Genomic DNA, 14,255 nt, shown 5'->3' on the forward strand with positions numbered 1-14,255 from the left:
GTCACGCTCGTACCCACAATCTAATTCAAATCAATCGCTAAAACATTTTCGTCTTGATTTCCGTAATTTCTTGCACTGCTATATTTCCAATTAAGTGGATATGAAAGAAACTCAGGTTGCTTTTCAAAGATAAAAAAATTTAATTCTCTTTGTGGGTACGAGCGAGACGCTCGCACTAGCTGAGGGGTAAGGATACCATAATCCGAATAACACAAAGCATTATAACACCAGTTTATCAAACTCAGTAATTTTGGAAATTACCAATATCACCCAAAATTTCAAAATATTGATTTAGTAAATAAGAATGACTAGCCAAGTAAACATCTAATAATTTCAAATTAATTTGATTATTTTCGATATTCTTTGTTATATGAAATGATAAAGAAGACGATGGGAAAAAAAGTTCTAAAGGATATTCAATAGTATTAAAAACTAAAAAAACAGATTTTGAGTTTATTAGATGTATATGAATTCTTCCGAGTTTTAATTCTTTAAAAAAAGATTTTTTATCAATTTTAATAATAAAATCTACTTTATCACTAAGTTTTTTTAAAACTATTACTTCCTTTTTCTTTACTACAACCATATTCTCAAAATGAATTTTCATTAAATGGAGAAATACTACATACCATTTTTCTTGATCTTCTGAATCTAAAATTTCAAAACGTGAAGAAATTTTTCTTGTAAATGTTGGTGTTGTTATAAACTCTTTTTGAATACTATCAAAATTAAGAGAATTTAATTTAGCTGATTCAATCCTAATTTTATGAATAAACTCAGGTGTTGATATATGATTTTGACCTGAAACTTCTATCAAATCATAAATAAATATTCTATTTACAGTTTTAGGTGACTTATACAAAACTGAAAAACCACCATTTTCATCATACTTTTTAACTACTATAGATTTTGTAGAACTGTCAATAATCTCAAACCAGTTTTCATGATTTAGAATAGAATTTAAAACCAATTGTGCATTTTCTGAATCAAAATACTTATCCTGATACCAGGAAAAGTAATCAGCATAAAAGACATATGCTCGATAGTCCAAATAATTTGTTTCAAATTCTGCAAACAACATTTTATAAAGATTGGATACTTTAACTTCTGTGTGTTTTGAAATAGCTTCAACATGTTTTTCTAGAATATTATTTTTCATAATTATTTAAAAAATATCTTGGACTTTTACTAACTTCTAGAGGCTCTTCCCCCGGCTGGTACTAGCGTCTCGCTCGTACTAGCATTCTAATTCAAATCAATCGCTAAAACAGGTTGGTCATCAATTACAAAATTTCTTTCACTGCTATATTTCCAATTAAGTGGACATGAAAGAAACTCAGGTTGCTTTTCAAAGATAAAAAAATTTAATTCTCTATATGGGTAAGAGCGAGACGATCGCACGAGCTGGTGTTAAAACCTAGGTAAAATAAAAAGGCAAACCATTACGCTTGCCATTTTAGGTTCAAATTTTATTTAAGCATTGATTTACTTTGGTTAATTTATGAATTATAGTTCACTATTAATTTTGGAACATTATCTCGTTCATGCTCAAATCCTCATTTCTTTACTCTTATAGCATTAATATAGGCTATATGAACAAAATTGATATTTTGTTTAACATCTTTAATTTCCTTCGTGTTAGAAATTAAGATTTCAGCAGCTTTTTGAGAATTATTTGCTGTAGATTCAAAATCTGATATAATTTCTTCGGCTTCATCTTCGGGTAATTTTTCTAATTCTCTTATAGCCCATTCTCTGTCTTTTTGTCCTATTAATATTATTTTGTAACGTAAATATTCCAGTTTTGTAGCTCCATCTAAAGGATATTTAAGTAATTTATCGAACTCTTTTACCATTTCATTTAGACTAAAGACAGGCTTTTTGGAATTATTATTCACTATATATCGGTATAATATTCTCTGGAAAATTGCGGCATGAAAATTATTATACGTAAATACCTTCTGCATGAAGTCGTCAACCAATCTATAATTTGAATTTTCTTTACCTAATTCATTTTCTATTCGTATCATGAAATCAAGATCAGTTAAATTTTGATCCATTAAATAAGGTTTGCATTCTTTTAGAATTGCTCTTGCTTTATCAATGTCTTTTGGGGCATACAACAAACTTTGGTAAAGTTTAAACCTAATCTTATAATCATCTCGTTTTTCAAAATAGGCTATCGCTTGACTAACCAATCTTTCTCTGGTTTTATAATCTTCTATTTTTCTTAAAGACATTGAATATGAGCTAAAAGCATCGATGCTTACACTACCGGCACTAATGATTTTCTCAAACTCAGCATCTTTTAACTCCATCGCTTGTTCTAAAGCTTCTATAGCCAAACGTTCCTCGCCTTTGTAGCTATAAAATAATGCAACTATCGGAAACAAATGCTTATAATTATTGACATCTAGTTTTTTTACATAGTCAATCAACTTTCCCGCTATCACAAAATCACTATTGTAGACGGCAGATTGTATCAATACATAGTAAACGGGCATACTCAATTCTGATGAAAAAATAGTCGCTTCATAATCTTTAATAATTGTTGGTATAATATTTTCCTCAGTAATTACAACCAAATGATCAAACAAATTATCTCTAACTACCATTTGCCCATAAAACTCATAACTTTTCGATAATGAAGTTTTAGCATATTTTATAAATTCTTCATGATTGTCTATCCCTAAATAATACGCTGTTAAATACAACTCTTTTGTTTCTTTATCCACAATTAGAGGAATTATTCTATGATATAATCCATTAAAATCAATATTTAAAAAATAAGCACAAGCACAAACATCAACTAAGATTGGTTGAAAAGTTGATAAATAACTATCATCTAAACGACCGCAATAGTCCTTCATGAATTTAATATCTTTAACGTTAAACTTTGCTCTCAGTAATGATTGCACCAAACTTGGATGATAGGGTACTTTTTCCAAAGCCATTTCAATTTCTTTGATAAATTCATCTACAGGAGCATTACTGTATTCGAATTTTTCATAAAATTCATCAACAAATTGGTACTGTTCTTGAGTAAAATTTGTGTTTTGTGACCATCCAAAAAACGAGAATAGAATAAGTATGAAGACTATTTTTTTCATTTTATTAAAATTCATTACTAAATCTTTTAATTAAATCTGCTGTAGCTCTTAAGCTTAATGAGCTAAAGATATTGGGCATTGTTAATGTTACATTTTGTCTAGCTGACGGATTATACTTACTTGAAATATTGGTATATGTAGATCCCCCCATGGTGCGAGCGTCTCTCTCGTACCCTCAATCTAATTCAAATCAATCGCTAAAACATTTTGGTCTTTATTTCCGTAATTTCTTGCACTGCAATATTTCAAATTAACTGGATAGGAAACAAACTCAGGTTGCTTTTCAAAGATAAAAAAATTTAATTCTCTTGTGGGTACGAGCGAGACGCTCGCACGAGCCTGGGAATTTCATCTAATCTAATAAGTCGAATTTTTTAAATTCACATTTTCTTATTGTTTTTTCATTTATAATTTCATAAATCACGTCATTCATGTAAACGCCTGATATTGAGGCATGATCACTATACTTTATTAAAGCTTCACAATTTTTGTTTTCAATACTTGCAAATATAAATTTATAATATTTTGAATGTAAATTATAAGTAATACTATCAATTTTAAAAACTTCTTCATTATCAGAATTACTAATATGATAGTACTTTTTGTTCTGAACATCTTGTAATGTAATGTATACTTCTTTGGAATCCCAACCCATACCATAACTTACAATATAAATCATGTGCTTACTTTTATTAAGTTCTGAATTCAGCTTTCTTACATCTTTATAATACAGCGGCTTTGAACAAGAGAGTAATAAAAAAAGAAAAAAAAGTAAGTACAAAAATTTCATGATTTTTAAATTAAATGATGTGTTATAATTACCCGCCGCCTTTACTCATCATCTAGTCTTAACTGGAGGCGAAAGAAAGGCAGGAAGAGGTATTTTGATTGAATACTAATTGCAGAACATTACAACTTTTAGTTTATTTCCATATTTCGCCATCATCATTCAAAACTAGATTTTTAATTACAAATGCTTCTTTTGATAAAGAATCAAATAAATAATACTCTGAACCAATTTCAGATGAACCAAAAGCAGGAGATAAAGCAATTAAAGCAGCTATATTTTTTTCTAAATAATAATTTAAAATTAATTTTTGTTCTTTAAATTTTATGGTATTATCATCGATGTATATCGATTTAGTGTTTTCTAATGTATTAAAAACATAAAATGTTCTTCTAGATTTTCTGTCATAAATTAAACATCTAAAATGATTTGTCCCGGCCATGGGTAAATAATTAACCCAAGAAAATATATAAATAAAATCATCACTTATATTATTCAATTTCCTAAAAACTTTTTTTGATGGGTTGAAGTTTTTAGATTTCAGAATAATTTTAGAATTTTCTTTTCCAGTATTATGATCCCTTTTTATATTTTCTATGTATTGATAATTTTTATTAGCACAGCTATTTAAAGTTAGCATAAAAAGTATCAAGTAAAATAACGATTTTTTCATATTATTTTTTATTGTTAAGAATCTCCCCTCGCGCGAGCGTCCCGCTCGTGCCCAGAATCTAATTCAAATCAATCGCTAAAATAGTTTGAGCATCAATTACAAAATTTCTTTCACTGTATATTTCCAATTAAGTGGACATGAAAGAAACTCAGGTTGCTTTTCAAAGATAAAAAAATTTAATTCTCTATATGGGTAAGAGCGAGACGATCGCACGAGCTGGCGTTACTAGGTAATATAAAAAGCAAACTATTACGCTTGTCATTTGATTTTAAGTTTTATTTAAGCATTGCTTTACAGATGGTTAATTTGTTGATTTTGGTTCACCACTAATTTGGAACTCTACAGGATAATGTTTATTACAATAAACTAACACACCATTTGATGGGTTAAAATTTTTTATATTTTCAATACAAGTTTTTCCATTAAAGTCATATAACCAAATTTTTAAAGAATTTTGCAAATCAATTATATCAAGTCGGTTTAAAGGTCTCATTTCATATCCTACACTTGACATTTGTTGCTCAATGGTGTTTGGATAATAACTAACGAATAAATATCTCTTATCATAGATCATAAAATGTATAATGTCATTAGTACGGTTTTCATATAAAATTTTGTTTTCATATTCAAATGTTTTAAAATCAGTTTTATAAACTTTTCCTTTAATTTTAAAATATTCATACTTGTTATCATTCTCAACTTTTTTGAATTTATGTATCCCTGACAATTGACAAATTCCCTCTACAGAGAAAAATAATATCAAATAAAGTAATTTGAATTTCATTTGTTAGATTTTAATTTATATCATCTTTTTTTATAATATTGACTCCCTTGTCCAATAGAGGTCGGGTTACCATATCCAATAAAGTCTGGCTCACCAAAGGATTACCGCCAACTAACAGTACCAAAACAGCTTATATCTTTTTAAATTTTTTGCTTTTTAGTAACACCAAATTTTTGTTAAACCTAGCTTCATCATCCAGATAAATAAAAGTATAATTTTTTCTATATACTTTAATTTTAACAACATAAGATTCAAATTCATTTAAAACCTTATAATCAAATTCTCTGCTTAGGTGAATATGACTAATTTTTAGTACATCATTTTGATTTAAATTAAGATTAGTAATTTCACCGTTAAAATTTGATTCGTACCAATTATCGTTTAGATTTAAAATTACATTGGGCAAAATAGCATCATTTTCATCTGTGAATAAAATAGAATTGCGACCCTCTTTAGCTTCTAATTCTTCAATAATAACGTAATCATTTTTGTAAGAATCATAACTTTTTAAATAGATCCTGTTTTTATACATATACCATTTACCGCTACTCTCATATTCCATTAAAGGAATATTTGATTTTAAATAAAAAGTACTGTCTTCATAAACTTCAAAATATTCAGTGCCTATTTTGTTTTGGTGCTTGTAAACACCTATTATATTCTGCTTTTTTGATGAGCAACTAAAAAACAAAATTAAAGCCCCTAATAATGAAAATTTAGAAAATAAAGTCATCGAAACCTAAATTTGAATTGCTTGAAAACACTTTAATACGATTGTTTAAATCCTTTTGTGTGGATTTATCAAAGCTACTAATTTATTAAACACTACATCCAATCGAGTCTTGAAGTCTTATAAGTGTATAATTAAAAGGTATTATGCCACAAAAAAGGGTTCAACAACTGGTATAAGTTATAATTCGCCCCTTATTAATTATTTAAATTGAATGTTATTACATTTATTTTCTTCATACCACTTCAACCAACCTTCTCTGTCTTTTTCATATACTCCAAATGGATAACTACCATCATAACTAGACATCATGTCATTAGATACATAAGCATATTTGGAAATAAACTGAAGTGATAATTTATAGGTTTTATGCCTTTCCTCTGTTAGTAGGAGTTCATATTCAGCAAAATTAGACACTTTCATACTGTCAATAAAATAGTCTTCAATTATTTTAATATTTTTTAAAAACTCCTTTTTAAATACTACATTCTCATTACAAACCGGACTTTTCTTTAAAGTTGAGCATGAAAAAAGAGATAGAAGTAATACGATGTAGATTTTCATAACTTATTGTTCTTTTCTTTAATTACTCCCACATGAGGTGTTTTTTCATTTCTAATTTAATACATTACCCAAATTCTTTCCATTTAATCTTGGTAAACTTCCGGAACTACTAATGTATTTTTTAATTGAATATTGTTACATTTATTTTCTTCATACCATTCTAAAATTTTTAAACGGTCTTTTTCAAATACACCCAATGGATATGTTCTTGAATAATTCAAGATTTGATTTAGTGAAACAGGTACGTAATTTGAAATAAAAATCACGGATTCTCTAAATTTTAAATCTTGTGAAACGGCTATGTTATTTTTAATATTATCAACATGGTTAAAAAAAGTTTCTCTAAATTCAATATTTTCATGACAATCATTTTTATTGTATTTCAAAGTGTCTCGTCCTAAAATAAGTTTACATATTTAAACTTAATCCTAAAAAGATTTACAGCCCGATATCCGAAGTCTTCCTAATTGCACAAAGCTCTGCTAATTTTGGCAATAAACACTTTGGGGAGCAGAGATTACACAAATTGAATTTTTAATTTGAAATTGAATGATTTCTCTCTTGTTTTTATCTTCTAATCTTATAATGTTTTCTGAATTGTCTTGAACACATCAAAATAAATCCTGAATATAATTTAGAAAACTAAGCCTCTAATTTTCATTTTCCGATTAAAAATTGTTTGTTCACAGCAAAAAACCAATTAAAACGTAAACATAAAATCAACTTTATCAAAAGTTTGAAAATAAAATAAAAGTGTATCTGTATTTTTTACTACTTGAAATACATTTGTTTTTTCTGTTTTCGATAATTCATAAGGAGCCTCTATTTCAGAGATTTCAATAGAATAAATATAGTCATATAAAAACTTCTCTTTTTTTGTTTTATCAAACAGCCATTTTGGATGATAGTTTTCATAAATCAACTCACTAAAATTATACAATACTACAGAATCATTTAAAACTAAAGCTTTACTGTGATTAGATATTTTTGTTACTTTTATTGTCAGACTGTCTTTGAAGTTTAAATAATAAAAATTATTTTCATCATACTTTTTCCCGTTGCAATTGACAAAAAAAGATGCTAAAAATAATAAAACTAAAAAAGTGCTAATTTTTTTCTTCATAAATTTCCAATCTAAAATGCTGTGAACCTTAATGTGTCATTGTTTTTAACTAAATACAAAATATTTGAATTTGCTTTTTTATAAATTCTATAAGGGGGTTTTATGTTGTGAATTACAGTATATAATTCACCCTCATCACTATAATAGGCAACTACATTATTTATCATTTCTTCTTTATGAAAAAGCCATTCTGGAACTTCATCATTATTCCTTTGTAATAAATCACCTCCACCATAGAAATATTCATTGTTTATTATAAGGCCGTTTTTTGATTCCACAGAATGCACATATATATCTATCTCTGAATTATTGATCAACTTATACTTATATCGATGATCAAAAAATTCACATGAAGCAACAAGTAAAAGGCATCCTACAAATATGTATTTATAATATTTAAATTTCATTTCATTCTCTTTGTTTCTGTCCTGTAAATACCAGCGTCTGGCCCAGGAGTTCAAACCCCCGCTAGCGCGAGCGTCCCGCTTGTGCCCACAATCTAATTCAAATCAATCTCTAAACATTTTGGTCTTCATTTCCGTAATTTCTTGCACTGCAATATTTTAAATTAACTGCATAGGAAACAAACTCTGGTCGCTTTTCAAAGATAGAAAAATTTAATTCTCTTGTGGGTAGTAGCAAAACACTCTCACAATGGGATACACTCGCATCGTGTTCAGTTTCACCTATCCCGCTATTCGAAGTATGCACGTTGCTCTGCATTCTATGTCTCTGACTTCGCAGCAAAACAATTCCATCAAATATAAAAAAATTTTACATCTCTTATAAAACCTAGCCCATCCTTTCTTGTCCTTTTTTTCCATATTTCTTACAACAATCAATGAAAAAACTAAAAGAATCAAAGAATTAAAAAAACGCAAAAAACGAGCACACCCGATTCTCGAAATCTCGCCTCAGCCAATTTTAAATTATTTAGGCTTTCTTCGACTCTTGTTCGGGTTTTGTTCGGGGTTGTGGTACCCTTTGTTGATAACTTACTCTAATCTATTTTCCAAAAACACACCCTTTTCCGAACGAATCCGAACGTTAACTGCACGTTATAGTAGCAAATAGTTCAACCTACTTGCCACACTGAACCTTGAAGTATCCTATTTTGTATAACTATAATAGGATTTATTTAATAATAGTATAGTTATTTTAGGACGGGTCATTCTATTCTCTATTCTCTATTTTCTATTTTCTATTTTCTACTCCGACAACACTCCGACGATAGTGCGACTTTAATGCGACGAAAAAGTTTCGTAAATTAAATAATAAAGACTTTCTAAAAGAACTTTAACAAACTTCATAACACCCAACCTCACAAAATTGGCTGTTTCATCCATCCCTTTTATTTTTCGTATTTTTGTAAAAAATAAAATTGAACAATCTTTCGCTCATAAAATGCAAATCCTGTGGCACATTCAATCGCAATTTGGACCATTGTTCCAATTGTGGCGAATTGATTAATCCAATACTGATTCGAAAGCTAAGCATTGAAAAAAGAAAGAAGAAAATAAAAGACCAACTAAAAGAAGAACAGGTTACTACTGAAAATTCTTTCTTTTACAAATTACAAAACCATCGCTTTTGGCTCGTTCGCATTTTCGCTGCTGTTTTACATTCCGTTTGGGTCATCATTATGGCAATCGGAAGTTTTTTGGCTTGGTTAGCCGCAATGATTTCCGCCTGATGCAAAGAAAAAAACACTATTCCTTTTTGCTTTTTCTGCTCTTACTTTCGAGCTCTACTGCTATTTATCTTCTGCAACAAACAGAGTATCATGTACCAAGAATCATAAATAATTATTACAACGACTTGACAGCTTTGCCCTTGGTCTTAAGTGTTTGTTTGTGGTCAGTAAGAAAAATCAAAGCCAACCCAAAACTACAACTCACTTTTTTTCAATGTACTGCCATGGCGTTACTCTTTGGATGGTTTTTTGAAATCTATCTGCCTGAAAGAAACCCACGCTACATAGCAGATATAGTAGATGGGATTTTATATCTGATTGGTGCTTTTCTTTTTTATGGGTGGCAAAGGATGAATAAGTAACACAACTATGGTTTTTTATAGAAGATTTAAAAGCATATTTAGTACGGGACAAAGTAAGGGATAAAGAAGGGATACTTAAGGGGTAAAGAAGGGTTGTGGTACCCTAATCAAAACTGAAAACCAAATTATACAATTTACAAGTAAGAATAAATTATAAAAACAAAATAACCAAATACATCAAAACAACTTCTCATCCTCCTTTTCATAAAATGCATCCACCGATAATTTCTCCTGTTGGGAGGCCATGACAGCCAATGCATCACATCGCTCGTTTTGCGGATGACTGTTATGCCCTTTTACCCATTTGAAATCTACTTTGTGTTTGCGATAGATTTTTAGAAACCGCATCCATAAATCAGGGTTTTTCTTTCCGGCATAGCCTTTTTTTTCCCATTGAAAAACCCATCTTTTTTCTACAGCATCCACTACATACTTAGAATCTGAAGTAACCAAAACGGTTGTGTTTGGTTTCTTTATCTTTTCCAAACCAACAATCACAGCCAATAATTCCATACGGTTGTTAGTAGTATGTCGAAATCCTTCGTAAAATTCTTTTTGATACGGCGTTCCCACCAATTCCATCACCACCCCATATCCTCCGGGTCCGGGATTTCCCTTGGCAGCTCCGTCAGTATAAATATGAATTTCGTGAGTCATTTAATTGGTTGCGGGTTTAAAAGTTACGGGTTACGAGTTAAAAGTTGGTCGACAATTTGTGGGAAATACTCTTGCTCCAATTGCTGTACTTTCTTTGAAACTTCTTCAAAAGTAGAACAATCCAGAATGGAAACAGATTTTTGAAAGATTATTCCTCCTTCGTCATAGTGTTCATTTACATAATGAATAGTGATTCCGGTTTCAGTTTCTTGGTTGTTCAAAACGGCTTGATGCACGTGGTTGCCATACATTCCTTTTCCTCCATATTTTGGTAACAAAGCAGGGTGAATATTGATGATTTTATTGGGAAATGCTGCAATAATAGGCTCTGGAAACTTCAATAAAAACCCGGCTAATACAATTAAATCAGGATTCAATTCCTTTAATTTAGAAAGCACAAAATCGCCGTAAAGCTCGTCTTTGTTGAATGTAACCGTTTGAACATCAAGTTTTTTTGCTTTTTCAATCACTTTGGCATTAGAATTGTTTGAAAACACACCGACTACCGATTTTGAGGTATTATTTTTGAAATAATGAATGATGTTTTCAGCATTGGAACCCGTTCCTGAGGCAAAAATCACGATGTTCTTCATGTTTCCTGTAATTTTTATTACGCAAAAAAACAAAAAAGAAACGAGAATTTATAGGGTTTAAGCTTCTATTGTGAAATAAATTTTTTAAATTCGTAGTCACATTTATTAACTAAAATGTTGTTTTAAAATAAAGTTTTTTATTTTTGCCAACAATTAAACTAAAATTTAAAGATTATGTCAGACATTGCATCAAGAGTTAAAGCGATTATCGTGGACAAATTAGGAGTTGACGAAAACGAAGTTGTAACAGAGGCTAGCTTCACAAACGATTTAGGAGCTGATTCATTAGACACTGTTGAGCTAATTATGGAATTCGAAAAAGAATTTGACATTCAAATTCCGGATGACCAAGCTGAAAACATTGCTACAGTAGGTCAAGCGATTTCGTATATCGAAGAGGCTAAAAAATAATAACAAAAAAACATCCCGCTATTCTCACCGTTTAGCGGGTGTTATTATTTTAATTAAAATTATATCCTGATTGTCATACAATCTAATACATATACAATTTAACCCCTGTTTTTTAATTATTCAATAAAAATCAGGGTTTTTTTGTTTATATTCGTACCAATAAAATTCAGTTAAAAATGGAATTAAAACGAGTAGTTGTTACCGGTTTAGGTGCTTTAACCCCCATTGGAAATAATATTCAAGAATACTGGAATAGTTTAGTGAATGGAGTTAGTGGAGCGGCACCAATTACTTATTACGATACAGAAAAACACAAAACCAAGTTCGCTTGCGAAGTAAAGAACTTCAATGTGGAAGATTTTATTGACCGCAAAGAAGCTCGAAGAATGGATAAATTTGCTCAATATGCTTTGGTTGCCAGTGATGAAGCTATCTTAGATGCCGGAATTACTGCAGACAACGTAGATAAACATAGAGTTGGTGTCATTTGGGGAGCCGGAATTGGCGGATTAGAAACTTTTCAAGAAGAAGTTTTATACTATGCCAAAGGCGACGGAACGCCAAAATTCAACCCTTTCTTTATCCCTAAGATGATTGCCGATATTGCACCGGCTCACATTTCTATGAAAAACGGATTTATGGGTCCAAATTATACTACCGTTTCTGCTTGTGCTTCTTCGGCAAATGCAATGATTGATGCCTTTAACTATATCCGATTAGGATTGTGTGATGTCATTATTTCAGGTGGCTCAGAAGCTGCCGTTACTATTGCAGGAATGGGCGGATTCAATTCGATGCACGCCTTATCAACACGCAATGAAAGTCCGGAAACAGCCTCAAGACCTTTTGATGCTACCCGCGACGGATTTGTTTTAGGCGAAGGAGCAGGTGCATTGGTTTTAGAAGAATACGAACACGCAAAAGCTCGAGGAGCTAAAATATATTGTGAAATTGGCGGAGGCGGTATGTCATCTGATGCCTATCACTTAACTGCACCACATCCGGAAGGACTGGGTGTAATTGCCGTAATGAAAAACTGTTTGCGTGACGCACGAATGAATCCTGAAGATATTGACCATATCAATACTCACGGAACCTCAACACCTCTGGGTGATGTTGCTGAACTAAAAGCAATTAGTGCTGTTTTTGGCGACCATGCTAAAAACATCAATATAAATTCAACTAAGTCAATGACCGGTCACCTTCTTGGAGCTGCCGGTGGAATTGAAGCCATTGCCTCAATTTTAGCAATCAAACATGGAATTATTCCTCCAACAATTAATCATACGGTAGTTGATGAAAACATCAATCCTGATCTTAATTTGACGTTAAACAAAGCTCAAAAAAGAGATATCAAAGTGGCAATGAGCAACACTTTTGGTTTTGGAGGTCATAATGCTTGTGTATTGTTTAAAAAAATAGACGCTTAGTTCATAAGATGAGTTTATTTAAAAAAATATTATCAAATTCCCGTTCTGATGAGGACGGGATTTTTTTTACTGAAATTCAAAAAATACTGGGGTTTAAACCAAATTCCATAGATATTTACAAAAAAGCCTTCACGCATCGTTCCTTCAATAAATTGGACGCAAAAGGAAATCCGATCAGTTATGAACGTTTAGAATTTCTTGGAGACGCAATGTTGAGTGCCGTTATTGCCGGACATCTTTTTAATGAAGTACCTCATGGTGATGAAGGTTATTTGACTAAAATGCGTTCAAAGGTAGTAAGCAGAGAACACCTCAACGAACTAGGAAGAGATTTAAACCTTATCCGGTTTGTAAGCAGTAATGTTCCCACTAAACATTTTGGAGACAACATTCACGGCAATATTTTTGAAGCTTTAATTGGAGCCATTTTCTTAGATAAAGGATATACTTATTGTGAAAAATTCATCAACAAACGAGTAATCATTCCTTATGTGGATATAGCTAAACTGGAAGGAAAAGTCATCAGCTATAAAAGCATGGTCATTGAATGGTGTCAAAAAGAAAAAAAGAGTTTTCATTTTGATATTTATGATGATAATGGTATTGATGGTCAACGCTTTTTTGGCGTTAAATTGATGATTGATTCTAAAATAATTGCAAAATCCAGAGCCACTTCAAAAAAGAAGGCAGAGGAAATTGCTGCCAAAAGAGCGTATTATGCACTTCAGGAAAAAATGATTATAAAGCACTAAAAACTATATCGTTTTCGTTAATAAATTTTCGTTAAGTTGCATGCCTAACATACTTTTTAGCCATTTAAATAGTATATTTACAACTTAATTTGGTTTTAAATGGCAGTCCACAAATTAGTAATCGACGATTTTGAAGAAGCTGATTTTCAACTAATCGCTATTCATACCACATTAGAAGATTATCGATTGGCTTATTTTATAAACCAGAATCTGCCCATCTTATTGAGTCGTAGTAAAAAAGAAATACAAACTTCATTTCAAACCATAAAAACCGGATTTACCCGATTTGTGTTTGAGGATCCCGACAATCAAATTGCTTGGAATTTAATTGAAAATAAAAAAGAAATTGCGATTTCTCAAAAAAACAAAGGACAAACTCTTTTTGAAAATACAGAAGAATTCACCAACACTCTATATTTAGTTCCTGAATACAAAAAAGTAGATTTTTTTTTCAAAATTGATGCTGAAAAATCACAAATAAATATTGCCGGATTAATGGAAAAAATAAAAAATATTCCATCTTTAACAACACTTTATCAAGTAGATAAATCAAAAATTAAATCAAAAAATAATCTAATTTTCTAAA

17 protein-coding genes are annotated in these 14,255 nt (G+C 30.6%); 5 read left to right on the forward strand and 12 right to left on the reverse strand.

All coding sequences use genetic code 11. The annotated features are described in order from the left end of the window. Positions 1 to 241 precede the first annotated feature (241 nt). The 10 genes from IEV15_RS04970 to IEV15_RS05015 form a co-directional block, all read right to left on the reverse strand. A complete protein-coding gene (locus tag IEV15_RS04970) occupies positions 242 to 1,159 on the reverse strand; it encodes a hypothetical protein (protein ID WP_188361408.1) in 918 nt (305 codons plus the stop codon). A gap of 397 nt (positions 1,160 to 1,556) precedes the next feature. Further along, entirely contained in the window at positions 1,557 to 3,110 is a 1,554-nt protein-coding gene (locus tag IEV15_RS04975; protein ID WP_188361409.1) for a hypothetical protein, read from the reverse strand. Between the two features lie 352 nt (positions 3,111 to 3,462). Further along, on the reverse strand, positions 3,463 to 3,900 hold the full coding sequence (locus IEV15_RS04980) for a hypothetical protein (RefSeq protein ID WP_188361410.1): 438 nt from the start codon (positions 3,898 to 3,900) through the stop codon (positions 3,463 to 3,465). 133 nt (positions 3,901 to 4,033) lie between these two features. After that, positions 4,034 to 4,570, reverse strand: a complete 537-nt coding sequence (locus tag IEV15_RS04985) for a hypothetical protein (RefSeq protein ID WP_188361411.1) — start codon at positions 4,568 to 4,570, stop codon at positions 4,034 to 4,036. Between the two features lie 301 nt (positions 4,571 to 4,871). Further along, on the reverse strand, positions 4,872 to 5,354 hold the full coding sequence (locus tag IEV15_RS04990; protein ID WP_188361412.1) for a hypothetical protein: 483 nt from the start codon (positions 5,352 to 5,354) through the stop codon (positions 4,872 to 4,874). Between the two features lie 130 nt (positions 5,355 to 5,484). Continuing rightward, on the reverse strand, positions 5,485 to 6,087 hold the full coding sequence (locus IEV15_RS04995) for a hypothetical protein (protein WP_188361413.1): 603 nt from the start codon (positions 6,085 to 6,087) through the stop codon (positions 5,485 to 5,487). A gap of 198 nt (positions 6,088 to 6,285) precedes the next feature. Beyond that, positions 6,286 to 6,648, reverse strand: a complete 363-nt coding sequence (locus IEV15_RS05000) for a hypothetical protein (protein ID WP_188361414.1) — start codon at positions 6,646 to 6,648, stop codon at positions 6,286 to 6,288. Positions 6,649 to 6,731: 83 nt separating this feature from the next. Further along, positions 6,732 to 7,034 (reverse strand): hypothetical protein, encoded by a 303-nt coding sequence (locus tag IEV15_RS05005; protein ID WP_188361415.1) that lies wholly within the window; start codon positions 7,032 to 7,034, stop codon positions 6,732 to 6,734. Between the two features lie 314 nt (positions 7,035 to 7,348). After that, positions 7,349 to 7,771, reverse strand: coding sequence for a hypothetical protein (locus IEV15_RS05010; protein ID WP_188361416.1), 423 nt, complete (start codon positions 7,769 to 7,771; stop codon positions 7,349 to 7,351). A gap of 11 nt (positions 7,772 to 7,782) precedes the next feature. Beyond that, positions 7,783 to 8,178 carry a hypothetical protein gene (locus IEV15_RS05015; RefSeq protein WP_188361417.1) on the reverse strand — a complete coding sequence of 132 codons (396 nt, stop codon included), beginning with the start codon at positions 8,176 to 8,178 and terminating at the stop codon, positions 7,783 to 7,785. 974 nt (positions 8,179 to 9,152) lie between these two features. On the opposite strand from IEV15_RS05015, the gene IEV15_RS05020 reads away from it, so the two are divergent. Further along, positions 9,153 to 9,464: a hypothetical protein gene (locus IEV15_RS05020; protein ID WP_188361418.1), complete on the forward strand. Its 312-nt coding sequence runs from the start codon at positions 9,153 to 9,155 to the stop codon at positions 9,462 to 9,464. Positions 9,465 to 10,003: 539 nt separating this feature from the next. Here the strand turns inward: IEV15_RS05020 and rnhA are convergent. Together rnhA and purN are read right to left on the reverse strand one after the other, a co-directional pair. Next, complete coding sequence (gene rnhA, locus IEV15_RS05025; RefSeq protein WP_188361419.1) at positions 10,004 to 10,483, reverse strand: ribonuclease HI; 480 nt, start codon at positions 10,481 to 10,483, stop codon at positions 10,004 to 10,006. 23 nt (positions 10,484 to 10,506) lie between these two features. Beyond that, positions 10,507 to 11,076, reverse strand: a complete 570-nt coding sequence (gene purN, locus IEV15_RS05030) for a phosphoribosylglycinamide formyltransferase (protein WP_188361420.1) — start codon at positions 11,074 to 11,076, stop codon at positions 10,507 to 10,509. A gap of 174 nt (positions 11,077 to 11,250) precedes the next feature. Between purN and IEV15_RS05035 the strand changes: the two genes are divergently transcribed. The 4 genes from IEV15_RS05035 (at position 11,251) to IEV15_RS05050 (ending at position 14,254) form a co-directional block, all read left to right on the forward strand. Beyond that, complete coding sequence (locus IEV15_RS05035) at positions 11,251 to 11,487, forward strand: acyl carrier protein (RefSeq protein WP_007137004.1); 237 nt, start codon at positions 11,251 to 11,253, stop codon at positions 11,485 to 11,487. 176 nt (positions 11,488 to 11,663) lie between these two features. Further along, positions 11,664 to 12,917 (forward strand): beta-ketoacyl-ACP synthase II, encoded by a 1,254-nt coding sequence (fabF, locus tag IEV15_RS05040; RefSeq protein ID WP_188361421.1) that lies wholly within the window; start codon positions 11,664 to 11,666, stop codon positions 12,915 to 12,917. 8 nt (positions 12,918 to 12,925) lie between these two features. After that, complete coding sequence (gene rnc, locus IEV15_RS05045) at positions 12,926 to 13,669, forward strand: ribonuclease III (RefSeq protein WP_188361422.1); 744 nt, start codon at positions 12,926 to 12,928, stop codon at positions 13,667 to 13,669. A gap of 99 nt (positions 13,670 to 13,768) precedes the next feature. Next, complete coding sequence (locus IEV15_RS05050) at positions 13,769 to 14,254, forward strand: IPExxxVDY family protein (RefSeq protein ID WP_188361423.1); 486 nt, start codon at positions 13,769 to 13,771, stop codon at positions 14,252 to 14,254. Position 14,255 lies beyond the last annotated feature (1 nt).

The sequence above is a fragment of the Flavobacterium orientale genome, from assembly GCF_014638005.1.
Lineage (GTDB): Bacteria > Bacteroidota > Bacteroidia > Flavobacteriales > Flavobacteriaceae > Flavobacterium > Flavobacterium orientale.